The sequence below is a fragment of the Bacillus sp. SCT118 genome, assembly GCF_058566435.1.
The window spans coordinates 143,297-169,374 of sequence record NZ_CP191225.1; the positions used below are offsets into that span (position 1 = coordinate 143,297).

A 26,078-nucleotide genomic window follows, 5' to 3' on the forward strand; every position below is an offset into this window, starting at 1 on the left:
GCGGGATATGGCGACAGCCTTCCTGCCGAACTCCCTTCATATCTAAAACGCAGATGGGGGAGTCTGGCATGAAACTTTGTTTTAATGAAGCGACAACATTGGAAAACTCAAACCTTAAACAGGATTTAGAACTATGCGAAAAGCACGGCTATGATTATATTGAAATCCGCACAATGGATAAGCTGCCCGAGTACTTAAAAGATCATTCATTGGCAGATCTTGCGGAGTATTTTCAAACCCATCACATCAAACCGCTTGCTTTAAACGCGCTTGTTTTCTTCAACAACCGTGATGAAAAGGGCCACAACGAGATCATCACTGAATTTAAAGGCATGATGGAAACATGCAAAACCCTCGGTGTGAAATATGTGGTGGCCGTTCCGCTTGTGACAGAGCAGAAGATTGTAAAAGAAGAGATCAAAAAGAGCAGTGTAGACGTGCTGACTGAGCTGTCAGATATCGCGGAGCCGTACGGCGTAAAAATCGCGCTTGAATTTGTCGGCCATCCGCAATGTACGGTCAATACGTTTGAACAGGCGTATGAGATCGTAAACACAGTTAACCGTGACAATGTCGGGCTTGTCCTTGATAGTTTTCACTTCCATGCAATGGGTTCAAATATTGAGAGCTTGAAGCAGGCGGACGGAAAGAAAATCTTCATCTATCATATTGATGATACAGAAGATTTCCCAATCGGCTTTTTAACAGATGAGGATCGTGTATGGCCGGGACAAGGGGCAATTGACTTAGATGCCCACTTATCAGCACTGAAGGAAATCGGCTTCTCTGATGTTGTTTCGGTTGAGCTCTTCCGGCCTGAATACTATAAGCTGACTGCTGAGGAAGCCATTCAAACAGCGAAAAAAACAACGGTTGATGTTGTATCAAAATACTTCAGCATGTAATGGGTAAAGGAGGGGTGGACATGGCTTTTGTATCGATGAAAGAGCTTCTTGAAGATGCAAAGCGGGAGCAATATGCAATTGGCCAGTTTAATATCAACGGCCTGCAATGGACGAAGGCGATTTTGCAGGCGGCGCAAAAGGAGCAATCACCGGTCATCGCCGCGGCTTCCGATCGCCTAGTCGACTATTTAGGCGGATTTAAAACGATTGCCGCCATGGTAGGCGCGTTAATGGAGGACATGGCGATTACCGTTCCGGTCGTGCTTCATCTCGATCACGGCAGCAGTGCGGAACGCTGCAGACAGGCCATTGATGCCGGATTCAGCTCAGTGATGATTGACGGCTCCCATCAGCCGATTGACGAGAATATCGCGATGACAAAAGAAGTCACCGATTATGCCGCAAAACACGGCGTGTCAGTAGAAGCCGAAGTCGGCACGGTCGGCGGAATGGAAGACGGACTGGTCGGCGGGGTCCGCTATGCCGATATCACGGAATGTGAGCGGATCGTTAAAGAAACCAATATCGACGCGCTGGCCGCCGCCCTCGGCTCTGTACACGGCAAATATCAGGGTGAGCCGAATCTCGGATTTAAGGAAATGGAGACTATCTCCCGCATGACTGATATTCCCCTCGTTCTTCACGGGGCATCCGGGATTCCGCAGGATCAGATCAAAAAAGCCATCACGCTCGGCCACGCGAAGATCAATATCAATACGGAATGTATGGTAGCGTGGACAGACGAAACACGCCGCATGTTTCAAGAAAACAGCGATCTGTACGAACCGCGCGGCTATTTGACACCCGGCATTGAAGCTGTGGAAGAGACAGTGCGAAGCAAAATGAGAGAGTTCGGATCAGCCGGTAAAGCAGCTAAGCAGCAGGTCGGCTAAAGAGACCAGAAACCGCCGAGATGGCGGTTTTTTTGTGCGGTGTTGCGTCCATACGCCCAAAACGATTATGATGATGGCAGCAGTGTAAGAAACGGGAGTGGTTCAGTTTGAATAAAATCATGATTGTGGAAGACAGTGAAGACATTCGCGGACTATTGCAGAATTACCTTGAAAAATACGGATATCAAACAGTGGTCGCCGCGGATTTTACAACTGTTCTTGATGTCTTTTTGCGGGAGAAGCCCGATGTGGTGCTGCTTGATATCAATTTGCCGGCATATGACGGATATTATTGGTGCCGGCAGATCCGCCAGCACTCCACAAGCCCAATCATCTTTATTTCTGCCAGAAGCGGGGAAATGGATCAGGTAATGGCGATTGAAAATGGGGGAGACGATTATATCGAAAAACCGTTTTCTTATGATATTGTGCTGGCGAAAATCAAAAGCCAGATCCGGAGGGCGTACGGGGAGTACGCCGCAAAGCAGGGAGAGAAAGTGGTTGAATATGCCGGCGTCCAGCTCTTTGTGGAACGGTTTGAACTGCGTTTTCAGGATGAAAAAAGCGAGCTTTCTAAAAAAGAAAGCAAGCTCTTGGAAGTGCTGCTTGAGCGGGGAGAAAAGGTGACGAGTCGGGACCGTCTCATGGAAAAGACGTGGGACACCGACATATTCATCGATGATAATACACTTAACGTGTATATCACGCGGCTCAGAAAAAAACTGCGGGAGCTGAATGCGCCTGTTTCTATTGAAGCGGTGCGGGGCGAAGGCTACCAGCTGAGGGCGCAGTCATGAAGCTGTTTCTCCGGTCTCATGCAGTGCTGATTCTGCTTTTTCTCCTTCAAGGGCTGTTTGTCTTCTTTTATTACTGGTTTGCGGGTCTTCATTCTTTTTCTCACTTGTTTTACATATTGGGCGTGCAGCTTCTTATTTTGGCGGGCTATCTTGCCTATCGCTGGTACAAAGATCGCGGCGTGTATCATTGGCTCAGCTCGGGGCAGGAAGGGACGGATATCCCGTATCTCGGTTCTTCAGTGTTCTGTTCAGAGCTGTATGAAAAGCAGATGGAGCTGATCCGGCTGCAGCACCAGAAGCTCCATGAGACCGAAGCCAAGCTTGACGCGCGGGTGACGTATATGAATCAATGGGTGCACCAAGTAAAGACGCCGCTGTCGGTCATTAATTTAATCATTCAAGAAGAGGATGAGCCCGTTTTTGAACAAATCAAAAAAGAAGTCCGGCAGATTGAATTCGGGCTGGAGACGCTTCTTTATTCTTCAAGGCTCGACCTGTTTGAACGGGATTTTAAAATCGAAGCGGTTTCCCTGTCCGAGCTTCTCCAATCAGTCATTCAAAGCTATAAACGATTTTTTATTCAATATCGCGTTTATCCGAAAATGAACGTTTGCGATGATCATCAGATTTACACCGATGCCAAATGGCTCAAATTTGCGATCGGCCAAGTGGTCACAAATGCGGTCAAGTATTCAGCGGGCAAGAGTGACAGACTTGAGCTGAATGTCTTCCGCGATGAAGACAGGACGGTGCTTGAAGTCAAAGATTACGGTGTCGGGATTCCCTCGCAAGACATCAAGCGGGTGTTTGACCCTTATTACACCGGGGAAAACGGGCGGCGTTTCCAAGAATCTACGGGAATCGGCCTCCATCTCGTCAAAGAAATTACAGATAAGCTCAATCATACGGTAGACATCAGCTCGTCTCCCGGTGAAGGGACATCAGTTCGATTTTCATTTCTTACAAAAATGTAAGGCTGCGTTAAGAAAACAACATAGCCCGCTTTGTTTCCCCTTGATAACATGGATTTATGTCAAGGGGATTTTTATGTTGAACGTCCCGGCACTACATGAAAGCAGCCCAGATCAACAAGAATAAAACCATAAGGAGGATTTTCATGGCGAATATGCTTGAAGTCAAACATATAAATAAAACCTATAAAGGACAAGTGTCCTATCAAGCCTTAAAGCAAATTTCATTTTCAATAGAAGAAGGCGAGTTCACGGCGGTGATGGGGCCGTCCGGGTCCGGAAAAACAACGCTTTTGAATATCATTTCAACGATCGACCGTCCGGATTCAGGCGATATCCTGATTCACGGAGAAAACCCGCATCGCCTGAAGCGGACAAAGCTCGCTCATTTCCGCCGCAAGCAGCTCGGATTTGTGTTTCAGGATTTCAACCTTCTGGACACGCTGACAATCGGTGAAAATATCATGCTGCCGTTAACGCTTGAAAAAGAAGCACCGTCTGTAATGGAAGAAAAACTGCAAGGCATCGCGGCAAAGCTCGGAATCGAAAACCTGCTCAACAAACGGACGTTTGAAGTATCCGGAGGACAGCGCCAGCGTGCCGCCATCGCAAGAGCGGTCATTCATAAGCCGTCACTCATCCTGGCCGATGAACCGACGGGCAACCTTGATTCCAAAGCGTCAAAAGACGTCATGGAAACGATGCAGAGCCTGAATCAGGATGATCATGTCACGGCTTTGATGGTGACCCACGATCCTGTTGCGGCAAGCTACTGCCGCCGCGTCATCTTTATAAAAGACGGCGAACTGTTTAATGAGATTTACCGCGGGGAAAACCGCCAAGTATTTTATGAACAAATTCTCGATGTGCTGTCTATGCTGGGGGGAAACGCAAATGACCTTTCTTCAGTTCGCTTATAAAAACGTCACGAGAAACAAAAGGGCCTATCTTGCATTCTTTTTAAGCAGCGCCTTTTCCGTTTTGATTTTCTTTACCTTTGCGATGTTCCTATTTCATCCGGCATTAAAGGAAGGCTACCTGAATAACATCGCCAAAAAAGGCTTAACCGCTGCGGAATGGATGATCTTTGTTTTTTCTTTCTTATTTGTTCTGTATTCGGTTAACGCATTTTTGAAATCGAGAAATAAAGAATTCGGCATTCTGCTCATGCAGGGCATCACGCCGGGTCAGCTGAGAAAGCTCATTACGGCGGAAAATATGATCATCGGCGTCATGTCAATTGCAGCCGGCATTATCGGAGGATTCATTTTTTCAAAGACGTTCTTTACGGTCGGCGCTTATATTTTAGAAATGGACGCGCTGCCTTTGTATATGCCTTGGAAAGCGCTCGGTATTACGGCCTGCGGATTTCTGCTCTTATTTTTCTTTTTATCGCAGTTTACGATCCTTTTTGTCAGATCAAATACGGTTATCAAATTAATAAAGGGCACTGGCAAGGTTAAGCCGGAGCCTAAGCCGTCCGTGCTTCTGTCCTTATTCGGCATCGCCTGTCTGTGCGGCGGGTACGGCATGGTTCTGAAAGGCAATGTCCACGGGGCCGAACCGTTTATCATTTTACTGCTCACCGTCATCGGAACATATTTCTTTTTCAGCCAAAGCAGCATATGGATTCTGCGCGCGCTGAAGAAGTGGAAAACCTTTTATTTGCGCGGGAAAAATGTCATTTGGGTTTCTGACCTTGTCTATCGTCTAAAAGACAACGCCCGCCTGTTCTTTATTGTCAGCATTATTTCCGCGGTTGCGTTTACTGCGACAGGCGTGCTCGCAATGTACAAATCGACCGTCGGAGCGGAAGAGTCCGCTTATGAAATGGAGTATTTATCTTACAGCAATAATCCAAAAGAACAGACTCATTTGAAAGATATTGACCATGAACTGAAAACACACGGCTTTACGTATAAGAAAGACAAAATAGATGTTTCCTATGTTCGCTATCAGGAAGGAGAAACTGTTCCCCCTGTTTACATGATCAGTGAATCGGATGCGGCAAAATACTTCCATGTCAAAGTGAACGGCCTGAAAGAAGACGAGGCTGTCTATTTCCCGGGAACGTATGACCGCAATTTCAAAAACGAAGCGCCGGATCAGCTGAAGCTGCTGAACCAAAAAGGGGAGCTGTCTGATCAAAAACTGTCGGTAAAAGAAGTCAAAAAACCGCTGATCTCATTGAATGCCATCATCGCGGTGAATGATCAGACCTTTGATCAGCTGAAATCACTCGGTGATCAGGCGTCATTATACGGCTACAGCTATGATCATTGGAAAGACAGTCTTGAGATCAGCCAATCCTTGCAAAATGAGATTTACGGCAATTATATCGACGTGCATTCTGACTTTGCTTCAAAAGCCGGGACTTACTATGATACGGTGCAGCTGCCGAGCCTGAGTTTATTTATCGGCCTGTTTATCGCAATTGTATTCTTTGTCGCGGCAGCAAGTTTCTTATATTTCAGGCTGTTCACTGATTTAGATGAAGACCGGGAGCGCTACCGTTCACTGGCCAAAATCGGCCTGAGTGAGCGTGAAATGGCACAAAGCGTGACAATACAATTGGCGATTCTTTTCTTCTTTCCATTTGTCATTGCCGTCATGCATACACTGTTTGCCTTGAGAACATTGGCTGTGGAAGGCTATTCTGATGTCGCGGGGCCGCTCAGTCTCACCATCGGAGGGTTTTTCATTTTTCAGCTTCTATTCTTCCTCGCGGTGCGGTCAAGCTATTTGAAAAAAATGAACAAGTAAGGGGAGTGCAAAGATGAAAAAAGCAATGGCAATCCTGGCCGTCTTGGCGGCTGCTGCCGTAATATGCGGGCTTCTCTTTTTTCATAACGATGTTACAGACAGATTTAATCCGTTTATTCACCAGCAAGATGTCTATGTTCAGATTGATCGAGATGGCAGACATCTTAGTCCGGGCGGTACTGAATATACATTAGACGGATATAATGCATCCGGAAAAAAAGAAGAAGTGACCTTTTTCGCCGGCAAAGAGCTTCGGAAGAACGCGTATTTGAAGGTGAAGGCGAAAGGAAAGTATGTCGAGACTTGGGAAGAAGTCAAGTTTGAAGATATGCCGGACTCCGTACAGTCAAAATTAAAGTGAATCATCAAAAACGGCACAGCGTCATGACTGTGCCGTTTTTTTATTTTTTATTTTCTTCGGCCCGTTTGATCAGCATGTCGGTGATGATATCCACCTGTTTGCTGACAGAAATCGGGTCGTACGGGTAGAACGTGTCAAAGTCATTGATAAACACGCGATTATGTTTAACAGCGTCAAGATTTTTCCAAATAGAGGAATTCTCCAGCTTGTCGAGTGTTTTGCTTTCGCCTTTCGGGTTGTAATCCGTAATGAACATATAATCTGCGGCATACTCAGGAATAACCTCTTGAGAGAGCTGTTTCATCTCTCCTTTTTTGATGACATCTTGCTCAATTTTTTCAGGCGCTTTTAACCCAAGTGCATTGTATACAGCTTGGCCGCCGCGTCCGCCATTGTCATTGAACACCCAGAATTCGCCCTTGTCTGTGTTTTCATAAATGCCGAAGGTCGCATCTTTGTCGATGACGCCGGCAATTTTCTTTTTAGCTGTTTCCGCTTTTTTGTTAAAGTCAGCCATAAATGATTTTGCTTTGTCTTTCGCTCCGGCGATATCTCCGAACATGCTGACTGTGTCCTCTACGTTTTTCGCTGTGTTATAAGGTATGACAACAGTCGGAGCGATTTTCTTTAATTTATCAACATTCTCTTCATTCATGACAACAATTAAGTCAGGCTGAAGCTCCATCACTTTTTCAACGCTGATTGGATCACCGACATCCTTCACATTTTTCAGCTTTGATTTTAAAAACGGATTATCAAATGACCATGAGCCTGAGCCGACCACATTGGCCCCGACAGACAGCAATTCACCGGCATAAAAATCAGTGACGATGCGTTTCGGATGTGCAGGAATGTTGACGTTCCCTTTTGGTGATTTGTATGTTCTCATTTCTGTTTTTTCGGAAGCAGAATCGCTTGAGCTCCCTTTAGAAGCCGTGCCGCTGCAAGCGCTGACAAACATGAGAAGCAGCACAAGCATGCCCACGAGCAATATGTTCTTTTTCATCAAGAACCCTCCCACTATGTATCTCAATAGATTAGTAATGATTATCATTATCAATTAATAATATAGCAAGAAACCTGTTCTCCGTCTATCACTATTTTTAAGGGAGAAAGTTTTTCCCGTTTATGGGTGACGCGGTATGCCTAATCGATTATTATAGGTAAATAGGAGGAGAAAAATATGGGAATTACAAAAAGAGGTGCCGCTTGGGAATGGCTGCATAGCTGGTGGATGCTGTTTATTTTCATGCCTTTTGCCATTACCAGTTTTTTTGCCTTTTTATTTATTGGCATCAAGGTTAGAAATAGAAAGTGGATCATGTACGGAATTATTTATTTTTTCATTTTTGCGTTTGGTTTTGTTTTGCCCGATCTGCCTGGTGTTTTTATTGTGGTCCCGTTATGGGCGGTGACCATTATTCATGGATTTAAAGTGCGCCCGCTGTATTTGATTCAGCTGGATGTCTACAAAGATCATGTGGAGGCGCGGGCTTTTGCCGAGGCAAGAAGTGAAGCCGAGAGCAGATTTCATGCACCGAAACAGTCTATTCAGGATATACATATTCGCAAAGAACAGTAAGAAAAAAAGCTCAACACTCGCATTGTGTTGAGCTTTTTTATATGTTACTGCTGGTAGGATTGCTGCTGAAATGGCGTGTTTTGGCCGAATGGAAGTGTAGACACATTCGTATTCATGACGCTGGATTGTCCAGTAAGTTCCTGCTGCATTTGGTTGCACATGTTGACAACCTGCTGGCACTTTTGAATCGCCATGTCATGCCCGTGCAGCGCTTGCTGAATGGTATGTGCAGCTTGTTGTTCGTGGTTTAGAATCTGCTGCAGCATTTGGATGTTTTGCTGCTCTTGATGTAGCATTTGGCGATATTGCTGGCTGCTTTGCTGTGTTTGCTGAATGAGCTGCTGAGCAGTCTGGCGGCATTGATTCAGCTGCTGCAAGCCGTGTTGTGTATTATGCATGAATGATCCCTCCATGTATCGATTGACGTGAGTCGGTATTATCATGCAACCTGATTGAAAAGAAATTCTGCAAATGAGGAACTACAATTATTTTCCTCAGCCCCTCTGTCTTTGAATGAAAACGGTAAAGATTGTATACTGGGTACAAACCCTTTTTATGTAAATGTTCCGTTTTAACATATAAGAATGGCGGAAAACGAAACCCTGAGATGGGAGAATCGTATTCCGCTTTTTTTTCTTTGTTTGCTCAGAAACCGCCTTCCCCTGCAGTAAATGGGATATTCAGCCTGTTTTCTACTGTACGGAGGCGCTGATTGAGCCGATTTAGGCGGCGTGTATGGCGTTCAACAGCCTGGCTTAGCTGATTGACCTGTTCGGCCAGCCGCGCAATTTCGCGGTTTTGACGGCGGTCTTCGTTTGTTAGACGGGTTAATTCTCTCGACTGCTGTTCATTTTGCCGTTCAAGTGCTGCGATTCTTCTTTCTAATGCCGGCTGTCTGTCCATTTGGTATGGATCGTATACATCCTGCTGCGGATAAGAATTGTACTCATAGTGGCTATAGTAAGGTTCCTGCTGAGGCAGCTGAGGGCTGTAATATTGATAAGGGTTCATTATGATCAATCTCCTTGTGGGTGAATTCCTTATAACTTATGTAGTCATTGGCACAGCGGCACGGCATTCGCCCAAAAAGAGGAGGAAAGGATGTGATCCCCTTGAGAAACAAATATGTCATTTTGCTTTTAACTGCTGTATGCATCATGGTATCGGGCTGCCAGCAGCAAAAAGAAGAGACGCCGTTTTATTACGGAACGTGGGATGAGGGGCTTGCCCCCGGGTCAGCGGATGGCGTGAAATCAGCAACGGTCACATTTACCGAAGACGAGGTTGTGGAAACGGAAGTGATTGAAGGAAGAGGAGAGGTACAGCTGCCTTTTATGGCATACAAGGTGATTTCCCAAAGCACTGACGGGTCTATCGAGATTCAGTACCTTGGCCCCTATTATCCGCTCAAAAGCACGCTGAAAAGAGGAGAAAACGGGACGTTGATATGGAAGCAAAATGGCCAGACAAAAACGATGACAAGAATCAAGTCAAAGACCGGCAGGGAGGAGAAAGATGAGAAATCAAAAAGCTGAAAGACTGGTGGCAGCGGGGCTTGTTTTACACATCATTCAGTGGATATTTATATTATGGGCTTTTCTCAAAGTCAAACATGTATTTAGCGACTATACGATCTATAACCCTAATGTCATCAGCGGCTCCATGCAGTCCTTATCGTTTATACAAATGATGCGCGCTATGATGTACTCAGGGGCAATCGTGAATTATGTTTTGTTTTTTGCCCTTGTATGGCTGATTTATGGCATAGTGCTTCATGCCATCCTGATTGTTCTGGAAATGGCGGCTTACGTCATGATCAGGCGGAATCCATCATCTTCATGGGGGTTCTTTTTCATCGCGGCGGGTGTGAAGCTTGCCATCTTGAATATAACCGGCATTCCTTTTTTAGTTGCCGGCTTTCTGCTCATGAAACAGAAAAAAGCAGAAAACGGCGTCAAGACAGAAAGAAAGCGGAAACCGCGCATACGTATCCGAAGACAAGGGCGGCGTCTAAACAGAATCCGGAGAAAACCATCTCTTCCGGTTGAATATCAAAAAGAAAAAACGATATGATGGGACTATAGCCTGAAAACGACATGAAGGAGATGCAGGATGTACAAACTAATTGCAATTGATATGGATGGAACACTTTTAAATGATCATCATGAAGTAACAGAGGAGGTCCGCAACGCCCTTCACGCGGCAAAAGCGGAAGGTGTCAAAATTGTGCTTTGCACCGGCCGGCCGATCGGAGGTGTGCAGAGATATTTAGATGAACTGAATTTAATTGAAGAAGGCGACTATGTTATTGCGTATAATGGAGCGCTTGTTCAAAATACGCATACAAATGAAGTGGTCTCGGAGCTGTCTCTCGGTTATGATGATTTGGCTTCATTATATGACCTGAGCTTAGAGCTGAAGACGCCGATGCATTTCTTTGACTCATCTAATTTGTATACGCCTAACCGGGACATTAGCGAATTTACTGTATACGAATCCTATGTGACACAGGTGCCGCTTCATTTCCGCAAGATTGACGAGGTGCCAAAAGATATCCTCATCCCAAAAGTGATGTTTATTGATAAACCGGAGAACTTAAGCCGCGTCATTACATCGATTCCGAAAGACGTAAGAGAAAAATATACAATGGTCAAAAGCGCGCCTTTCTTTTATGAAATTCTGCACTCGGAAGCCAGCAAAGGAAATGCTGTACGCCAGCTGGCCCAGCTGCTTGGAATTGAACAGGCGGAAGTCATGTGCATAGGCGACAACGGGAACGACCTGACAATGATTGAATGGGCGGGCTGCGGGGTTGCCATGGCAAACGCCATCCCAGAAGTATTGGAAGCCGCAAACTTTCAAACACGCTCCAATAATGAACATGGTGTTGCGCATGCGATTCACGAGCTTGTTTTGTCGAAATAATGAAATCCAGCCTCTGAGAAGGCTGGATTTTTTGTTATTTTGTGTCCGGCCGGTCTTTTGCGGAATGGACGCTAAAACTTCTTTTCCTGCTGCCCCGTATAAGTAAAAATAAATAGGAAGCTTTCACCATAAACATCAGCTTAGTATATTGAACGAATCTCCTCGCCTTTATGTTGGAAGGTGATGTCAATCTTTTGACGAGTCTCTTTGACTTTCGTTATGCTGATAAAACAAGTTGTTCACAAAATGTATGATTTTAGCCTGAATTGAAAGGGGATTGAATCAGATGTGCACAAGTCTTACATTGGAAACTGCTGACCGTAAACATGTATTAGCGAGAACAATGGATTTTGCATTTCAGCTGGGGACGGAGGTCATTCTCTATCCACGGCGTTACAGCTGGAATAGTGAAGCTGACGGAAAGGCTCATAAGACACAGTACGCATTTATCGGTATGGGAAGAAAACTTGGTAATATTCTATTTGCAGACGGCGTTAATGAAAACGGTTTATCGTGTGCTGCACTTTATTTTCCGGGCTATGCAGAGTACGAAAAAACGATACGGGAAGACACCGTTCACATTGCCCCGCATGAGTTTGTGACATGGGTGCTGTCAGTCTGTCAGTCTTTGGAAGACGTAAAAGAAAAGATTCGATCTTTAACGATTGTAGAGAAAAAATTAGATCTATTGGATACAGTTTTACCGCTTCACTGGATATTGTCAGACCGGACGGGACGAAGCCTGACGATAGAACCGAGAGCAGACGGCCTCAAAGTCTATGACAATCAACCTGGTGTCATGACGAACAGCCCCGACTTTATATGGCATGTAACCAATCTGCAGCAATATACAGGAATCAGACCGAAGCAATTAGAGAGCAAAGAGATGGGCGGATTAGCCCTTTCTGCTTTTGGCCAAGGCTTAGGAACTGTTGGTCTGCCGGGGGATTATACACCGCCTTCCCGGTTTGTCAGAGCTGTTTATTTGAAAGAACACCTAGAGCCGGCGGCCGATGAAACGAAAGGTGTAACAGCCGCTTTTCACATTTTGGCAAATATGACGATACCAAAGGGCGCAGTGATAACGGAAGAAGACGAAATTCATTATACGCAATATACTTCCGTGATCTGCAACGAAACTGGAAACTACTATTTCCACCACTACGACAATCGGCAAATCCAAAAAGTGAGTTTATTTCATGAAGACCTAGACCGCCTTGAGCCTAAAGTGTTTTCTGCTAAAGCAGAAGAAAGTATTCTAGAACTTAATTAAGATTCAATTAGCTGATTTCGGTATGAATCCGGGATCAGCTTATTTTTTTATGTGATGTCTCAGCTTCTGAATGAGTGGGAAAATGGACCGTTCTACGACGGCGATCACTCGCGTTTACTAGCAAAGAGCAAAAGCGGCGGCAAAATGCGTATGGTCGGAAGTAGAGATAAGGTACAAGCTACATTTATATAAAACTTTGGATCAAAACGAGTCTCAGCATCAGACTGGTTTTACCAGTATACAGGTTGCACAAATGCCGCCCCATGATTCTGCGAGATTCTTTTCAGCTTAAAAAGAAAAATTTGATCTTAACTCATTGACAAACGTCCAAGACAAAGGTACATTTTGATTTATTCATATTAAACGACTAGGAATATAGGAGTTTATTTTTCGGATTATTCAGCCTAAAAACATGATAAAAGGAGTATCGTCATGACAAGCAAAAAGAAACAAATCAAATTAGGGGTATTTTTAGCAGGTACAGGCCATCATGTTGCGTCTTGGCGGCACCCGGACGCGCCTTCAGATGCGAGCATGAATTTGGATTATTTTAAAGAGCTTGCGAAAACAGCGGAGCGAGGCAAGCTGGATATGCTGTTTTTAGCAGATAGCTTATCAATTGACAGCAAATCACATCCAAATGTATTAACAAGGTTTGAGCCATTCACCCTGCTCTCTGCTTTGGCGCAGGTCACATCAAAAATTGGACTGACTGCAACAGCCTCCACTACATACAGCGAGCCATTCCATATTGCCAGACAGTTTGCGTCATTGGATCATCTGTCCAACGGCCGTGCCGGATGGAACGTCGTCACTTCATCTATTGAATCAACAGCGCTGAATTTCAGCGGTGAAAAGCACCTTGAACACCATTTGCGCTATCAGCGGGCAGAGGAATTTGTCGAAGTTGTAAAGGGGCTTTGGGATTCATGGGAAGAGGACGCCTTTATCCGTAATAAAGAAACGGGTGAATTCTTTGACAAAGAAAAAATGCATGAGCTGAACCACAAAGGAGAATATTTCTCGGTTCGCGGACCTCTGAACGTTTCAAGAACCCCGCAGGGCCAGCCGGTCATTATCCAGGCAGGATCATCAGGAGACGGAAAAGCGCTGGCTGCCAGAACAGCAGAAGTGATCTTCACAGCACAAAACCACCTGGAATCAGCTCAGGAATTTTATCAATCCATTAAAGAACAGGCAGCGGAATTCGGACGTGATCCAGAAAAAATTGCAATCATGCCGGGTATTTTCCCGATCATTGCCGATACAGAAGAAGCGGCGCAAGCCAAATACAAGGAGCTTCAAGATCTGATTATCCCATCTGTCGGTCTGCAAATTCTCCAAAATTACTTAGGCGGAATTGATTTGTCGGCATATCCGCTTGATGGGCCGCTGCCGAAGCTTGACGCAGAAGCTTCAAATGCTGTGAAGAGCCGCTTCAAGCTTGTTCAGGAGATGGCTGAACGTGACAATATGACGATACGAGAGCTTTACAAATACGTTGCAGGCTCCAGAGGCCACCATATCTTCGTCGGCACGCCGGAGCAGCTCGCCGACAAGATGCAGGAATGGGTGGATAAGAAAGCGTGTGACGGGTTTAACATCATGCCTCCGCTTCTTCCAGAAGGAATTGAAGTGTTTGTTGATCAAGTGGTTCCGATTTTACAGGAGCGCGGCGTGTTCAGAAAAGAATATGAAGGCACAACATTACGAGAGCACTTCGGTTTGGAAAAGCCGGTAAACCGCTATGCAAAGTAAGGAGGAACGCTAGATGAAGCCACAATATCGCCTTGCAGTTGAACGTGATGCCGAACAGCTTCTCGCGCTGACATTGCGGGCTTATGAACCCATTCGAAAGCTCGGCATTCGTTTTGCTGCCGCTCATGCGGATTTGGATTTGGTGCTGCAAAATATTCGGAAAAACGCTTGCTACGTCATGGAAGAAGACGGGCGGATCATCGCGACCATCACCTTGAGAATGCCTTGGGGAAAACAGCCGGGACCGTATGGCGTTCCGCATATCTGGTGGTTCGCTGTGGACCCCGACACCGGTAAAAAAGGAATCGGAACAAAGCTGCTTCAATGGCTGGAGGAAACAATCCTTCGTGATACGTTAAAGGTTCCGTTTGTCTCACTCGGAACAGCGGATAAGCATCCGTGGCTGATTGAGATGTACGAACGAAAAGGGTATGTCCGCTCAGGTGAACAAGACCTTGGAAAAGGGCATATCACAGTCTATATGAAAAAACAATTGCGTCACGATCTATAAAAAAAAGAAGAGGCGGGAAAATCAAATGAAAATGAAAAAATGGACTGTGCTGGTCTTTGCTGCATTATTAGCGGTGCTCTCAGCTTGCGGCAATGGAAACAGCAGCAGTAAAGAGGATGACAATGTGCTTCATGTCGGTGCGACAGGACAAAGTTACCCATTTGCTTATAAAGAAAACGGAAAGCTGACAGGTTTTGACGTGGAAGTGATGGAAGCGGTCGCTAAGAAAATTGACATGAAACTGGACTGGAAGCTGCTTGAATTCAGCGGGCTGATGGGAGAGCTTCAAACAGGCAAGCTTGATACCATTTCCAACCAGGTAGCTGTGACAGACGAACGTAAGGAAACGTATAACTTTACGAAACCATACGCTTATGCGGGAACACAGATTGTCGTCAAAAAAGACAATACTGACATCAAATCAGTAGACGATTTAAAAGGCAAGACAGTCGCAGCCGTTCTTGGTTCAAACCACGCGAAAAACCTTGAAAGCAAAGATCCTGATAAAAAAATCAATATCAAAACGTATGAAACACAAGAGGGTACGTTGAAGGATGTTGCGTACGGCCGTGTAGACGCTTATGTCAACAGCCGAACTGTATTGATCGCGCAAATCAAGAAGACCGGTTTGCCATTAAAGCTTGCAGGAGATCCGATTGTTTACGAACAGGTTGCATTCCCATTTGCCAAGGACGAGGCGCACGACAAGCTCCGCAAAAAAGTCAATAAGGCGCTAGATGAATTGCGTAAAGACGGAACACTGAAAAAACTCTCTGAAAAATACTTTAATGAAGATATCACAGTAGAACAGAAGCATTAAGAAACGGCGGTGAATCACCAGAATGAACACGATTGATTGGGAATTCATGATATCAGCGTTCCCGACTTTAATTCAAGCCCTTCCGATCACGTTGTTTATGGCCATAGCGGCTATGATTTTTGCCATTATCGGAGGACTTATTCTCGCACTCATTACAAAGAACAAAATTCCAGTGCTTCATCAGCTGTCAAAGCTGTATATATCCTTTTTCCGAGGCGTGCCGACACTGGTGCAGCTGTTCTTAATCTATTACGGGCTGCCGCAGCTATTTCCAGAGATGAGCAAAATGACAGCTCTCACAGCTGCCATCATCGGGTTAAGCTTAAAAAATGCAGCATATTTGGCAGAAATCTTCCGGGCCGCCCTCAATTCTGTTGATGACGGGCAGCTGGAGGCGTGTCTGTCTGTCGGTATGACAAAACTTCAGGCATACAGACGGATTATCTTGCCACAAGCGATCCGAAATGCGATTCCGGCAACGGGTAATACATTTATCGGGCTCTTGAAAGAAACGTCACTGGCCTTTACATTAGGGGTCATGGAGATGTTCGCCCAAGGGAAGATGTACGCTTCAGGAAACCTCAAATATTTTGAGACGTACTTGGCAGTTGCGATCGTCTATTGGGTTCTTACCATTATCTACAGCATGTTGCAGGACTTGTTTGAACGTGCCATGAGCAAGCCATACCGGACTTAGAGGTGAAATCAGTTGATAACAGTAAAAAATATTCGCAAAGCGTTTAAAGATCTCGTCGTGCTCGACGGAATCGATCTAGAAGTGAAACGCGGAGAAGTGGTGGCAATCATCGGTCCGTCCGGTTCCGGAAAATCAACGCTTCTCCGGTGCTTAAATCTATTAGAGCGTCCGGATCAAGGCCTTATTGAAATCGGAGAAGCCAAACTGAACGCGGAAAAGTTTACACGCAAGGAAGCACATCGGCTTCGCCAGCAAACGGCCATGGTCTTTCAAAACTACAATCTGTTTAAAAATAAAACGGCTCTGCAAAACATTACAGAAGCTTTAATCGTGGCTCAACATAAACCACGCGACGAAGCGAAACGTATTGGATTGGAGATTCTGAAACAAGTCGGTCTGGAGCATAAGGCTGACAGCTATCCGATCACAATGTCCGGCGGCCAGCAGCAGCGAATCGGCATTGCGCGGGCGCTTGCGGTCAATCCGCATGCGATTTTGCTGGATGAACCAACGTCAGCGCTTGACCCTGAGCTCGTCACAGGGGTGCTTCAGGTCATCAAGTCCATTGCGGAAAAACAAACAACGATGATCATTGTTACACACGAAATGGCGTTTGCAAAAGAGGTTGCTGATCAAGTGATTTTTATGGCAGACGGACATATTATCGAGCAGGGAACGCCAGAAGAACTGTTTGACCATCCGAAAAACGAACGGACGAAACGATTTATCAAGCAGGTGGGAGAGCCTGCAGAGCTTATATAAGAAGGGGAGAAGAACAATGGCCGACAAAGCGTTTCATACCCGTTTAATCAATATGCGGCGTGATCTTCATGAACATCCTGAACTGTCATTTCAAGAGGTTGAAACGACGAAAAAAATCCGCCGCTGGCTTGAGGAGGAGCAAATCGAAATACTTGATGTTCCTCAATTGGAGACTGGCGTGATTGCAGAAATCAAAGGACGGGAAGACGGCCCCGTGATAGCAATACGAGCGGATATTGACGCGCTCCCGATCCAAGAACAGACGAATCTCCCATTTGCATCTAAGGTTGATGGCACAATGCATGCATGTGGACACGATTTTCATACTGCTTCTATTATTGGCACAGCGATTTTGCTGAATCAAAGAAAGGCCGAGCTGAAAGGTACAGTCCGCTTTATCTTTCAGCCGGCCGAAGAAATTGCCGCAGGAGCAAGAAAGGTCATCGAAGCTGGCGTACTTGATGGCGTTTCCGCGATTTTCGGCATGCACAATAAGCCGGATCTGCCTGTCGGAACCATTGGTGTAAAGGAAGGTCCGCTTATGGCAAGTGTTGACCGGTTTGAGATCGTCATCAAAGGGAAAGGCGGACACGCCGGCATCCCGAATAACAGTATTGATCCAATCGCTGCAGCCGGACAAATCATCAGCGGGCTGCAATCTGTGGTCAGCCGCAATATCAGCTCACTGCAAAACGCAGTCGTCAGTATCACAAGAGTACAGGCGGGCACCTCGTGGAACGTGATTCCAGACCAAGCTGAAATGGAGGGGACGGTTCGAACCTTTCAAAAAGAAGCGAGGCAGGGTGTTCCGGAGCATATGAGACGAGTGGCTGAAGGAATTGCAGCGGGCTATGGGGCACAAGCAGAATTCAAGTGGTTTCCTTATTTGCCTTCCGTTCAGAATGACGGCACATTTTTGAATGCGGCATCCGAAGCTGCGGCACGGCTTGGCTATCAAACCATTCACGCTGAGCAGTCTCCGGGCGGAGAAGACTTCGCTCTGTATCAAGAGAAGATTCCGGGATTTTTTGTCTGGATGGGAACGAACGGGACGGAGGAGTGGCATCATCCGGCCTTTACACTGGATGAAGAAGCCCTTACGGTTGCCTCTCAGTACTTTGCGGAGCTGGCGGTTATTGTATTGGAGACCATCAAATGAGCAAACAAGGGCTGACAGCAGGTCTTGCAGAGGCTGTGAGAACGTCACAACCTGAGCATTCAGTTGACGCGACTCACGAAGCAAAAAAAGGATTACTTGATTTTACTGCCGCTTCATTCGCAGGAAGAGAAGATAAAGGAATTCAAAAGCTCCTCCGTCTGATAGAGGATGAAGGAGGCCTGCCCCTTGTTCCTATTATCGGACAGGGCAAAAAGGCCGCGCCATTACAATCCGCGATGCTCAATGGATTTATCGCCCATGCATTGGATTTTGATGATGTCCACTCCGATGTAAGAGGACACCCCAGTGCAGTCATCGTGCCGGCCCTTATTGCATCTGCCGCTCGCGGACATGACGAGCGGCTTCTTGGCGCTTATATTGTTGGTGTTGAAGTGATGGCACGGCTGGGAGAATCAATTGGCAGCCGCCACTATGAAAAGGGCTGGCATAATACAGGAACGCTTGGTGCCATCGCTGCTGCCTGCGCCGTAGGTTATGCTGAGGAGCTGACTCAGGAAGAGCTGGAAAAAGCAATTGGTTTTGCGGCTACGCAATCTGCTGGGATGAGGGTGCAATTTGGAACAGAAATGAAACCGCTGCACGCCGGTCTGGCGGCTCAGGCTGGCTTGCTGGCCGTTAAGCTGGCCCAATCAGAATTTGGCGGGTCCCGCACGGCATTTGATGGAGAAACTGGTTTCTTCAGTCTGTACGGTGACGTTGAAAAAGCCCAACATACTTTGCTAAACGATTGGGGGGCACCCTGGAGAATCGTGCAGCCGGGTCTATGGTTTAAAATCTATCCATTTTGTTCCGCGGCACACCATGCTGCAGATGCGGTACGACAGCTTATCTCCGAAGAAGCCATTTCTGCTGTCAATACTGAACGTATTGAAGTGATTTTTCCGCCAGGCGGAGATGCTGCATTGACGGAAAGATCTCCAAAAACTGGAGAGGAAGGCCGTTTCAGCGTTGAATATGTGATTGCTCTTGCTTTGCACGGACACGAGCTGACCGTTGAACATTTCAACAGCCAGCCGATCCCAAACGGCATTCAAACGACAATAGGGCATATTCAGCGCGTATATGACAATGCTACTCAGCCGGCTCCCCATGCCGTTCCAAAAGGCCGTTTCACGATTGTCCGGGCCTATTTATCAGACGGCCGGATTTGCGAAGCGCGTGTGGACTGCCCAAAAGGGGCGCCAGGAAATGAGCTGTCTGAAGAAGACATAATAGAAAAATTGACATTAACGGTCCCGCAAGAAAAAGCGCGGCGCATCATAACAGCCGTTGAAAAAGCCGATATAAAAGAATTTTTAGCTCATATTGAATAAGATCAACTCTATTCGGTGATTTCAGATGATATGATAAAACAAATCATACGTTTGAAAAAGGAGAAAACCATGACGGTGAATGACGCGGTTGTATTCATTTTGGCTGCCTTTTTACTATGGGGAGCGGCGGATTATTGTTTGGGAAACAGATGGGGGCTAGGCGAGCGGTTTGCGGACGGCTTTAAGGCTATGGGGCCGCTGGCGCTGTCCATGATCGGAATTGTGTCGCTGGCGCCCGTGCTGGCAGCAATCCTGATTCCCATTGTTGCTCCGTTTTACACAGCGATTGGCGCGGACCCTTCTTCCTTTGCGAACACCATTTTGGCGATTGATATGGGAGGATATGCGCTGGCTGGAGAAATGGCGAAAGATCCGCAGGCCGGGCTGTTTTCATGGGTGTTTTTAGGAACAATGATGGGACCGGCAATCGTCTTCACGATTCCCGTCGCTCTTGGCATCATCGAAATAGAGGATCATCCGTATTTTGCGAAAGGCATATTAATCGGGCTGTGCACAATGCCGATCGGTTGTTTCATCGGCGGATTATGCGCGGGCTTTGACATCGGCATGATAGGTAAAAACCTTCTGATCCCGAGTCTGTTATCTGCTGTGATCGCTTTTGGATTATGGCGGTATACCGACAGTATGATTCGGTTGTTTCATCTCTTCGGGAAAGCGGTCAGTGTGGTTGCGATTATCGGGCTTGCGGCTGTCTCCGTTGAAACGATGACCGGCATTGTGCTGATTCCGGGAATGGAGAATGTCGAGACAGGGATACAAACGACAGGGACCATCGCCATTGCCCTGGCAGGGGCGTTCCCGATGACGGCTTTTATTACAAAAACCTTTAAAAAACCGCTTCAGGCCCTGGGGAAACACCTTCATTTAGATGAGACAGCAACAGCAGGATTGGTGACCTCTTTGGCGCATCATATTCCAATGCTGGCTTCATTAAAAGATATGACGCCGAGAGGAAAGGTCATCAATGTCGCGTTTGCGGTCAGCGGCGCCTTTGTACTCGGCAGCCATCTCGGTTTTGTGGCTGGAATGAAAAAAGAAATGGCGGCGGCCATGATCATTGGTAAATTAGCAGGCGGAGTCACAGCTGCCGCAGCGGCTGCTTGGATGACACCTGCACAATCAGTTAATCAGCAAAAACGTATCTCAGCCGGCCATAGCTGAGGCAGAAGCTGTTTCAACTTTGTCCAATCGGGAATGTTACAGTAAAGACTTCTGTGAAAGAGGGTTGGACACATGGCGGTGAAAGACCGGTACATGTCAAAAATAAAACAGGAAACCAAGCCTTGGATCAAACGATTCGGGAGGCTTGGTTATTTTGCATTCGGCGGTGTTTTTATTCTGCTTGGGGTTTTGGCCTTTATGACGGCTGCCGGGGCAGGCCGCGCGAAAGATTCGAGCGGAGCTCTCCAAACGCTATCACGCATGCCGTATGGGTCACTATTGCTTTTTTTAATAGGCATCGGCCTTATCGGCTATGTGATCTGGATGGTGTTAAGCGCGATCAAGGACACGGAGGGGCACGGAAACAGCAGGCGAGGCCTGTCACGGAGAATAGGAAACTTTTTCAGTGCCGCCGTTTACACATCCATCGCTTGGAATGCCTTGCGATTTGTGTTTGGCCAAGGGGACGGCGGCACTTCAGAACAGACGTGGTCCGCTTATGTATTGGCGCAGCCGTTCGGCCAATGGCTCACAGGGCTTACGGGTGCGGGTTTTATCGTATTTGCGATTGTTCAATTTATGAAAGGTGTTCGGGCTGCTTTTATGAAAGAATTTGATACGTCAAAAATGAACAAACAAATGATATGCATCACAAAAAACACCGGACGCGCAGGCAATATCGCCCGGGCCATTATTTTCTCGGCTATCGGCTATTTTCTCATCAAGACAGCCATGACCGCTGATCCCGACGACACAAGAGGCTTTGACGGCGCGCTCGCCGAACTCGCGCAGCAGCCGCATGGCAAATTGATTCTGTCTATATTGGCATTAGGCCTGATCCTATATGGAATGTACGCCATTATGAAAGGCATTTATCAGCATATGACCTGGGAGAAGTAAGCTCTGGGCAGGTCCGCGCCCAGAGCGTTTTTCAGTTTCTTAGAAATCAGGTGGATGAAAGCCGGCGCCAGCCTGTATAATAAAAGCAAATCAAAAGCAGTTTTATCAGGACTGATCCACAGGGAGGTGCAGAATGGATCGGGAAAAACAACAATTAAGCATAGAAGCGGCAAGGCTTTACTATCAGTCTGACTACAGTCAGCAGCAAATTGCTGAGCAGCTCAAGATTTCAAGGCCAACCGTTTCCCGGCTGCTGCAATATGCAAAGGAAAAAGGGTATGTCCAGATTCGCGTCATGGACCCTTTTGAAGATTTGGATGCGCTCGGTTCCATACTTGAAGAGAAATACGGGCTCCTTGAGGCGCATGTTGTGTTTTCCCCGACACCCGATTATGCAGGAATTACACATGACCTAAGCCGCTATGGTGCAGAATATATGCATGAAACGGTAAAAGACGGCGACATTGTCGGCGTCAGCTGGGGAACCACCATGTATCAAATCGCGCAAAACATGCAGCCGAAGCAGGTAAAAGGCGTCGAGGTCGTCCAGCTAAAAGGCGGCATCAGCCATTCCCGGGTAAACACGTATTCGGCTGAAACGATTCAGCTGTTTGCAGAGGCTTTTCAAACGATGCCGCGCTATCTCCCGCTTCCCGTCGTGTTTGATAATGCGGATGTGAAGCGAATGGTGGAGAAAGACCGTCATATTGAGCGAATCATCGAGATGGGAAAGCAGGCGAATATCGCTCTCTTCACGGTGGGGACTGTCCGTGACGAAGCGCTGTTGTTCCGGCTCGGATATTTTAACGAAGAAGAGAAAGCCCTGCTGAAAAAACAGGCCGTAGGGGATATTTGTTCACGCTTTTTTGATGCGAAAGGGAATATTTGCAGCAGCGCCATCAATGACCGGACCATCGGTGTTGAGCTTGAAGACCTCAGACTGAAGGAACGCTCCATTTTAGTTGCCGGCGGAAGCAGAAAAGTATCTTCCATTCACGGAGCATTAACCGGAAAATATGCCAACGTTTTAATCATTGACCAGCATACCGCGAGGGCGCTTGTTAATGATTTGTGACACGTTCAAACCTTTCATTGAACAAAATTTCAATTACCAATTTACATATGTTCAAAAGTCGGTTATGCTAAAAAATATCTTAACAAAAAAGGAAGTGTGCGAAGGATGTCATTAGCCAACATAATTGATCATACAGCTTTGAAACCGCATACACAAAAAGCGGAAATTCTAAAACTAATTGAAGAAGCGAAAACATACAAATTTGCTTCAGTATGTGTCAATCCGACATGGGTGGAGCTTGCTGCAAAAGAGCTTAAGGGAACTGGAGTCGACGTTTGTACGGTCATCGGCTTCCCGCTCGGTGCCAATACAACTGAAACAAAAGCGTTCGAAACAAAAGACGCCATTTCAAAAGGCGCCACTGAAGTGGATATGGTCATTAATATTGCCGCTTTAAAAGACAAGGAAGACGATGTGGTGGAAGCTGATATCCGCGGTGTAGTAGAAGCTGCAGCCGGAAAAGCGCTTGTCAAAGTCATTATCGAAACATGCCTTCTGACTGATGAAGAAAAAGAACGTGCATGCCGTTTAGCGGTGTCTGCGGGAGCGGATTTCGTAAAAACATCAACAGGCTTTTCTACAGGCGGCGCAACGAAGGAAGATATCGCCTTAATGCGCAAAACAGTAGGACCTGATATCGGCGTGAAAGCATCTGGCGGCGTCAGAACGAAAGAAGATGTAGACACAATGGTTGAGGCCGGAGCAAGCCGAATTGGCGCCAGCGCAGGCGTTTCCATCGTAAAAGGAGAAAATGCATCAGGCGGAGACAACTATTAAGAGCTGACGGAAGGCAGACTGCTTTCCGTTTTCTGGGGAAACAGTAGTTGTAAGCGAATACAAATAAAGGAGAAACACATATGAAGTATTTGATTGGGATTATCGGTTTAATCGTGTTTTTAGGCCTCGCGTGGATCGCGAGCAGCGGCAAAAAAAGAATTAAGATCCGCCCAATTGTTGTTATGCTCATTTTGCAATTTATTCTTGGCTACATTCTCCTCAATACCGGAATAGGGAATTTCCTCGTGGGAGGATTTGCAAAAGGATTCGGTTACCTGCTTGAATACGCGGCAGAAGGAATTAACTTTGTGTTTGGCGGCTTGGTGAATGCGGACCAAACGACATTCTTTATGAATGTTCTCTTGCCAATCGTGTTTATTTCCGCTCTGATCGGGATTCTGCAAAAGTGGAAAGTCCTCCCGTTTATTATTAGATATATCGGTCTTGCCCTCAGCAAGGTAAACGGTATGGGAAGATTGGAATCGTATAACGCAGTGGCTTCTGCGATTTTAGGGCAGTCAGAAGTATTTATCTCCTTGAAGAAAGAACTCGGTCTTTTAAATCAGCAGCGCTTGTACACGCTTTGCGCATCTGCGATGTCAACTGTATCAATGTCGATTGTCGGCGCGTATATGACAATGCTGAAACCGGAATATGTTGTAACAGCGTTGGTCTTGAACTTATTTGGCGGTTTCATAATTGCTTCTATTATCAATCCGTACGAGGTTGCAAAAGAAGAGGATATGCTTCGTGTTGAGGAAGAAGAAAAACAATCCTTCTTCGAAGTGCTCGGAGAATACATCCTTGACGGTTTCAAAGTAGCGGTTGTCGTCGCTGCGATGCTGATTGGATTTGTCGCGATTATTGCCTTGATCAATGGTATTTTTAATGCAGTATTCGGTATTTCGTTCCAAGGCATTCTTGGATATGTGTTTGCTCCATTCGCTTTTCTTGTGGGTATCCCATGGAATGAAGCTGTTAATGCGGGAAGCATTATGGCAACAAAAATGGTATCGAATGAATTTGTCGCCATGACGTCGCTTACGCAAAACGGTTTCCATTTCAGCGGCCGTACAACAGCGATCGTATCGGTATTCCTTGTGTCATTTGCGAACTTCTCCTCAATCGGAATCATTGCCGGTGCCGTAAAAGGACTGAATGAAAAGCAAGGAAATGTCGTCGCGCGTTTCGGCTTGAAATTATTATACGGTGCTACGCTTGTCAGCTTTTTATCAGCAGCAATTGTGGGCTTGATTTACTGAACTTAATCGAAAAGGATCGGTGACCAAACATGAGAATGGTAGATATCATCATCAAAAAACAAAACGGAAAAGAACTCACCACTGAAGAAATTCAATTTTTCGTGAACGGCTATACAGACGGAAGCATTCCTGATTATCAGGCAAGCGCGCTTGCTATGGCGATTTTCTTCCAGGATATGAGTGACCGTGAACGTGCGGACTTGACGATGGCTATGGTGAACTCCGGTGAAACGATTGATCTTTCTGCCATTGAAGGAATTAAAGTGGATAAACACTCCACCGGCGGCGTCGGCGACACGACAACACTCGTTCTCGCTCCGCTTGTTGCGGCTCTTGACGTGCCGGTTGCCAAGATGTCCGGCCGCGGCCTCGGCCATACGGGCGGCACGATTGATAAGTTAGAGGCAATCGACGGCTTCCACGTGGAACTGACGAAGGATGAATTTATTAAACTTGTGAACCGCGACAAGGTTGCGGTCATCGGCCAAAGCGGCAATTTAACGCCGGCTGATAAAAAACTGTACGCGCTTCGTGATGTAACGGGAACGGTCAATTCCATTCCGCTCATTGCAAGCTCGATTATGAGCAAAAAAATCGCTGCCGGGGCGGACGCCATCGTGCTTGACGTAAAAACGGGAGCGGGCGCCTTCATGAAAACAGAAGAAGACGCAGCTGAACTTGCCAAAGCGATGGTACGCATCGGAAATAACGTCGGCCGTCAAACAATGGCTGTCATTTCAGACATGTCCCAGCCGCTCGGCTTTGCGATCGGAAATGCGCTTGAAGTCAAAGAAGCGATCGACACGCTCAAAGGCGAGGGACCTGAGGATCTTCATGAGCTTGTCTTAACGCTCGGCAGCCAGATGGTTGTGCTTGCGAAAAAAGCCGATACATTGGACGAAGCGAGAGCGAAGCTGGAAGAAGTCATGAAAAACGGCAAAGCACTTGAGAAATTCAAGGATTTCCTGAAAAACCAAGGCGGCGACAGTTCGATTGTTGACGATCCGTCTAAGCTTCCGCAAGCCGCATATCAAATTGATGTGCCTGCCAAAGAAGCGGGTGTCGTCTCTGAAATCGTTGCGGATGAAATCGGCGTCGCAGCGATGCTGTTAGGTGCCGGTCGCGCCACAAAAGAAGATGAGATCGATTTAGCCGTCGGCATCATGCTCCGCAAAAAGGTCGGCGACAAAGTAGAAAAAGGCGAACCGCTCGTGACGCTTTACGCCAACCGCGAAAACGTTGATGAAGTCATCGCAAAAGTCTATGACAACATCCGCATCGCTGCGGAAGCGAAGGCGCCGAAGCTGATTCATACGTTGATTACTGAATAAAAATAAAGCACATCCCATCCTGAGTGGGGTGTGCTTTTTT

At 46.5% G+C, this 26,078-nt stretch carries 28 protein-coding genes; 25 read left to right on the forward strand and 3 right to left on the reverse strand.

The genetic code is table 11. The annotated features are described in order from the left end of the window. Positions 1-68: 68 nt before the first annotated feature. From iolI to ACQVGT_RS00795, 7 genes are all read left to right on the forward strand, one after another. Entirely contained in the window at positions 69-905 is an 837-nt protein-coding gene (gene iolI, locus ACQVGT_RS00765) for a 2-keto-myo-inositol isomerase (RefSeq protein ID WP_015483926.1), read from the forward strand. Positions 906-925: 20 nt separating this feature from the next. Beyond that, on the forward strand, positions 926-1,798 hold the full coding sequence (gene iolJ, locus ACQVGT_RS00770; RefSeq protein ID WP_015483925.1) for a 6-phospho-5-dehydro-2-deoxy-D-gluconate aldolase: 873 nt from the start codon (positions 926-928) through the stop codon (positions 1,796-1,798). 107 nt (positions 1,799-1,905) lie between these two features. Then, complete coding sequence (gene yxdJ / locus ACQVGT_RS00775) at positions 1,906-2,595, forward strand: two-component system response regulator YxdJ (protein ID WP_015483924.1); 690 nt, start codon at positions 1,906-1,908, stop codon at positions 2,593-2,595. Then, positions 2,592-3,569 (forward strand): two-component system sensor histidine kinase YxdK, encoded by a 978-nt coding sequence (gene yxdK / locus ACQVGT_RS00780; RefSeq protein WP_015385109.1) that lies wholly within the window; start codon positions 2,592-2,594, stop codon positions 3,567-3,569. Before yxdJ ends, yxdK begins: the two co-directional genes overlap by 4 nt. A gap of 143 nt (positions 3,570-3,712) precedes the next feature. Then, positions 3,713-4,486: an ABC transporter ATP-binding protein YxdL gene (yxdL, locus tag ACQVGT_RS00785; protein ID WP_014115765.1), complete on the forward strand. Its 774-nt coding sequence runs from the start codon at positions 3,713-3,715 to the stop codon at positions 4,484-4,486. Continuing rightward, the gene (gene yxdM / locus ACQVGT_RS00790; protein WP_015385107.1) at positions 4,461-6,329 is read left to right on the forward strand and encodes an ABC transporter permease YxdM; all 1,869 of its coding nucleotides are present in this window, start codon (positions 4,461-4,463) and stop codon (positions 6,327-6,329) included. Before yxdL ends, yxdM begins: the two co-directional genes overlap by 26 nt. Positions 6,330-6,342: 13 nt before the next feature. Continuing rightward, positions 6,343-6,690, forward strand: coding sequence for a YxeA family protein (locus ACQVGT_RS00795; RefSeq protein WP_003227084.1), 348 nt, complete (start codon positions 6,343-6,345; stop codon positions 6,688-6,690). Between the two features lie 40 nt (positions 6,691-6,730). Here ACQVGT_RS00795 and ACQVGT_RS00800 read toward each other — a convergent pair whose 3' ends face one another. After that, a complete protein-coding gene (locus ACQVGT_RS00800; RefSeq protein WP_015385106.1) occupies positions 6,731-7,696 on the reverse strand; it encodes an iron-hydroxamate ABC transporter substrate-binding protein in 966 nt (321 codons plus the stop codon). 177 nt (positions 7,697-7,873) lie between these two features. On the opposite strand from ACQVGT_RS00800, the gene ACQVGT_RS00805 reads away from it, so the two are divergent. Continuing rightward, positions 7,874-8,272 carry a hypothetical protein gene (locus ACQVGT_RS00805; protein ID WP_003243293.1) on the forward strand — a complete coding sequence of 133 codons (399 nt, stop codon included), beginning with the start codon at positions 7,874-7,876 and terminating at the stop codon, positions 8,270-8,272. Positions 8,273-8,316: 44 nt separating this feature from the next. Here the strand turns inward: ACQVGT_RS00805 and ACQVGT_RS00810 are convergent, their stop codons facing one another. Together ACQVGT_RS00810 and cotNE are read right to left on the reverse strand one after the other, a co-directional pair. Continuing rightward, entirely contained in the window at positions 8,317-8,670 is a 354-nt protein-coding gene (locus tag ACQVGT_RS00810; RefSeq protein ID WP_003236356.1) for a hypothetical protein, read from the reverse strand. 247 nt (positions 8,671-8,917) lie between these two features. Continuing rightward, on the reverse strand, positions 8,918-9,283 hold the full coding sequence (gene cotNE, locus ACQVGT_RS00815; RefSeq protein WP_015385105.1) for an inner spore coat protein CotNE: 366 nt from the start codon (positions 9,281-9,283) through the stop codon (positions 8,918-8,920). A gap of 146 nt (positions 9,284-9,429) precedes the next feature. Here cotNE and ACQVGT_RS00820 point away from each other — a divergent pair, with 146 nt between their 5' ends. The 17 genes from ACQVGT_RS00820 to ACQVGT_RS00900 all read left to right on the forward strand — a co-directional run bounded on the left by ACQVGT_RS00820 (position 9,430) and on the right by ACQVGT_RS00900 (position 26,038). Then, on the forward strand, positions 9,430-9,807 hold the full coding sequence (locus tag ACQVGT_RS00820; RefSeq protein ID WP_046340322.1) for a DUF3255 family protein: 378 nt from the start codon (positions 9,430-9,432) through the stop codon (positions 9,805-9,807). Beyond that, positions 9,788-10,345, forward strand: a complete 558-nt coding sequence (locus ACQVGT_RS00825; protein WP_015385103.1) for a hypothetical protein — start codon at positions 9,788-9,790, stop codon at positions 10,343-10,345. The genes ACQVGT_RS00820 and ACQVGT_RS00825 overlap by 20 nt, the downstream gene beginning before the upstream one ends. A 39-nt stretch (positions 10,346-10,384) precedes the next feature. After that, the gene (yidA, locus tag ACQVGT_RS00830) at positions 10,385-11,197 is read left to right on the forward strand and encodes a sugar-phosphatase (RefSeq protein ID WP_015385102.1); all 813 of its coding nucleotides are present in this window, start codon (positions 10,385-10,387) and stop codon (positions 11,195-11,197) included. Positions 11,198-11,483: 286 nt separating this feature from the next. Beyond that, positions 11,484-12,470, forward strand: a complete 987-nt coding sequence (gene yxeI / locus ACQVGT_RS00835) for a penicillin V amidase (RefSeq protein ID WP_041518139.1) — start codon at positions 11,484-11,486, stop codon at positions 12,468-12,470. Positions 12,471-12,902: 432 nt separating this feature from the next. After that, entirely contained in the window at positions 12,903-14,228 is a 1,326-nt protein-coding gene (locus tag ACQVGT_RS00840) for an LLM class flavin-dependent oxidoreductase (protein WP_015385100.1), read from the forward strand. 13 nt (positions 14,229-14,241) lie between these two features. Beyond that, complete coding sequence (snaB, locus tag ACQVGT_RS00845) at positions 14,242-14,739, forward strand: sulfur-containing aminoacid acetyltransferase SnaB (RefSeq protein ID WP_014478464.1); 498 nt, start codon at positions 14,242-14,244, stop codon at positions 14,737-14,739. Positions 14,740-14,764: 25 nt separating this feature from the next. Next, positions 14,765-15,559 carry an amino acid ABC transporter substrate-binding protein gene (locus tag ACQVGT_RS00850; protein ID WP_015385099.1) on the forward strand — a complete coding sequence of 265 codons (795 nt, stop codon included), beginning with the start codon at positions 14,765-14,767 and terminating at the stop codon, positions 15,557-15,559. Positions 15,560-15,581: 22 nt separating this feature from the next. Next, entirely contained in the window at positions 15,582-16,256 is a 675-nt protein-coding gene (locus ACQVGT_RS00855) for an amino acid ABC transporter permease (protein WP_015385098.1), read from the forward strand. 12 nt (positions 16,257-16,268) lie between these two features. Then, positions 16,269-17,018, forward strand: coding sequence for an amino acid ABC transporter ATP-binding protein (locus ACQVGT_RS00860; RefSeq protein WP_015385097.1), 750 nt, complete (start codon positions 16,269-16,271; stop codon positions 17,016-17,018). Positions 17,019-17,034: 16 nt separating this feature from the next. Beyond that, positions 17,035-18,177: an N-acetyl-sulfur-metabolite deacetylase SndB gene (sndB, locus tag ACQVGT_RS00865; protein ID WP_015385096.1), complete on the forward strand. Its 1,143-nt coding sequence runs from the start codon at positions 17,035-17,037 to the stop codon at positions 18,175-18,177. Continuing rightward, the gene (locus tag ACQVGT_RS00870) at positions 18,174-19,511 is read left to right on the forward strand and encodes an MmgE/PrpD family protein (RefSeq protein WP_015385095.1); all 1,338 of its coding nucleotides are present in this window, start codon (positions 18,174-18,176) and stop codon (positions 19,509-19,511) included. Before sndB ends, ACQVGT_RS00870 begins: the two co-directional genes overlap by 4 nt. Positions 19,512-19,580: 69 nt before the next feature. Further along, a complete protein-coding gene (gene eutH, locus ACQVGT_RS00875) occupies positions 19,581-20,693 on the forward strand; it encodes an ethanolamine utilization protein EutH (protein ID WP_046340293.1) in 1,113 nt (370 codons plus the stop codon). 72 nt (positions 20,694-20,765) lie between these two features. Further along, entirely contained in the window at positions 20,766-21,593 is an 828-nt protein-coding gene (locus tag ACQVGT_RS00880; RefSeq protein WP_015385093.1) for a DUF1206 domain-containing protein, read from the forward strand. Positions 21,594-21,726: 133 nt separating this feature from the next. Continuing rightward, a complete protein-coding gene (gene deoR, locus ACQVGT_RS00885; protein ID WP_015385092.1) occupies positions 21,727-22,668 on the forward strand; it encodes a DNA-binding transcriptional repressor DeoR in 942 nt (313 codons plus the stop codon). Between the two features lie 105 nt (positions 22,669-22,773). Further along, positions 22,774-23,445 carry a deoxyribose-phosphate aldolase gene (deoC, locus tag ACQVGT_RS00890; protein ID WP_015385091.1) on the forward strand — a complete coding sequence of 224 codons (672 nt, stop codon included), beginning with the start codon at positions 22,774-22,776 and terminating at the stop codon, positions 23,443-23,445. Positions 23,446-23,525: 80 nt separating this feature from the next. Beyond that, positions 23,526-24,707 (forward strand): nucleoside permease NupC, encoded by a 1,182-nt coding sequence (gene nupC / locus ACQVGT_RS00895; RefSeq protein ID WP_003244143.1) that lies wholly within the window; start codon positions 23,526-23,528, stop codon positions 24,705-24,707. Positions 24,708-24,736: 29 nt separating this feature from the next. Further along, positions 24,737-26,038 (forward strand): pyrimidine-nucleoside phosphorylase, encoded by a 1,302-nt coding sequence (locus ACQVGT_RS00900; protein WP_003227132.1) that lies wholly within the window; start codon positions 24,737-24,739, stop codon positions 26,036-26,038. Positions 26,039-26,078: the final 40 nt, after the last annotated feature.

What these genes read in the sequence shown, in the direction of transcription:
- snaB (WP_014478464.1), top strand. Translation starts at nt 14,242, where the DNA reads ATGAAGCCACAATATCGCCTTGCAGTTGAACGTGATGCCGAACAGCTT.
- yxeI (WP_041518139.1), top strand. Translation starts at nt 11,484, where the DNA reads ATGTGCACAAGTCTTACATTGGAAACTGCTGACCGTAAACATGTATTA.
- ACQVGT_RS00825 (WP_015385103.1), top strand. Translation starts at nt 9,788, where the DNA reads ATGAGAAATCAAAAAGCTGAAAGACTGGTGGCAGCGGGGCTTGTTTTA.
- yxdM (WP_015385107.1), top strand. Translation starts at nt 4,461, where the DNA reads ATGACCTTTCTTCAGTTCGCTTATAAAAACGTCACGAGAAACAAAAGG.
- sndB (WP_015385096.1), top strand. Translation starts at nt 17,035, where the DNA reads ATGGCCGACAAAGCGTTTCATACCCGTTTAATCAATATGCGGCGTGAT.
- cotNE (WP_015385105.1), bottom strand. Translation starts at nt 9,283, where the DNA reads ATGAACCCTTATCAATATTACAGCCCTCAGCTGCCTCAGCAGGAACCT.
- ACQVGT_RS00900 (WP_003227132.1), top strand. Translation starts at nt 24,737, where the DNA reads ATGAGAATGGTAGATATCATCATCAAAAAACAAAACGGAAAAGAACTC.
- ACQVGT_RS00840 (WP_015385100.1), top strand. Translation starts at nt 12,903, where the DNA reads ATGACAAGCAAAAAGAAACAAATCAAATTAGGGGTATTTTTAGCAGGT.
- yxdL (WP_014115765.1), top strand. Translation starts at nt 3,713, where the DNA reads ATGGCGAATATGCTTGAAGTCAAACATATAAATAAAACCTATAAAGGA.
- nupC (WP_003244143.1), top strand. Translation starts at nt 23,526, where the DNA reads ATGAAGTATTTGATTGGGATTATCGGTTTAATCGTGTTTTTAGGCCTC.
- ACQVGT_RS00810 (WP_003236356.1), bottom strand. Translation starts at nt 8,670, where the DNA reads ATGCATAATACACAACACGGCTTGCAGCAGCTGAATCAATGCCGCCAG.
- eutH (WP_046340293.1), top strand. Translation starts at nt 19,581, where the DNA reads ATGACGGTGAATGACGCGGTTGTATTCATTTTGGCTGCCTTTTTACTA.
- iolI (WP_015483926.1), top strand. Translation starts at nt 69, where the DNA reads ATGAAACTTTGTTTTAATGAAGCGACAACATTGGAAAACTCAAACCTT.
- yxdK (WP_015385109.1), top strand. Translation starts at nt 2,592, where the DNA reads ATGAAGCTGTTTCTCCGGTCTCATGCAGTGCTGATTCTGCTTTTTCTC.
- ACQVGT_RS00795 (WP_003227084.1), top strand. Translation starts at nt 6,343, where the DNA reads ATGAAAAAAGCAATGGCAATCCTGGCCGTCTTGGCGGCTGCTGCCGTA.
- ACQVGT_RS00800 (WP_015385106.1), bottom strand. Translation starts at nt 7,696, where the DNA reads ATGAAAAAGAACATATTGCTCGTGGGCATGCTTGTGCTGCTTCTCATG.
- deoC (WP_015385091.1), top strand. Translation starts at nt 22,774, where the DNA reads ATGTCATTAGCCAACATAATTGATCATACAGCTTTGAAACCGCATACA.
- ACQVGT_RS00870 (WP_015385095.1), top strand. Translation starts at nt 18,174, where the DNA reads ATGAGCAAACAAGGGCTGACAGCAGGTCTTGCAGAGGCTGTGAGAACG.
- ACQVGT_RS00805 (WP_003243293.1), top strand. Translation starts at nt 7,874, where the DNA reads ATGGGAATTACAAAAAGAGGTGCCGCTTGGGAATGGCTGCATAGCTGG.
- ACQVGT_RS00850 (WP_015385099.1), top strand. Translation starts at nt 14,765, where the DNA reads ATGAAAATGAAAAAATGGACTGTGCTGGTCTTTGCTGCATTATTAGCG.
- deoR (WP_015385092.1), top strand. Translation starts at nt 21,727, where the DNA reads ATGGATCGGGAAAAACAACAATTAAGCATAGAAGCGGCAAGGCTTTAC.
- yidA (WP_015385102.1), top strand. Translation starts at nt 10,385, where the DNA reads ATGTACAAACTAATTGCAATTGATATGGATGGAACACTTTTAAATGAT.
- ACQVGT_RS00820 (WP_046340322.1), top strand. Translation starts at nt 9,430, where the DNA reads ATGGTATCGGGCTGCCAGCAGCAAAAAGAAGAGACGCCGTTTTATTAC.
- ACQVGT_RS00880 (WP_015385093.1), top strand. Translation starts at nt 20,766, where the DNA reads ATGGCGGTGAAAGACCGGTACATGTCAAAAATAAAACAGGAAACCAAG.
- ACQVGT_RS00855 (WP_015385098.1), top strand. Translation starts at nt 15,582, where the DNA reads ATGAACACGATTGATTGGGAATTCATGATATCAGCGTTCCCGACTTTA.
- iolJ (WP_015483925.1), top strand. Translation starts at nt 926, where the DNA reads ATGGCTTTTGTATCGATGAAAGAGCTTCTTGAAGATGCAAAGCGGGAG.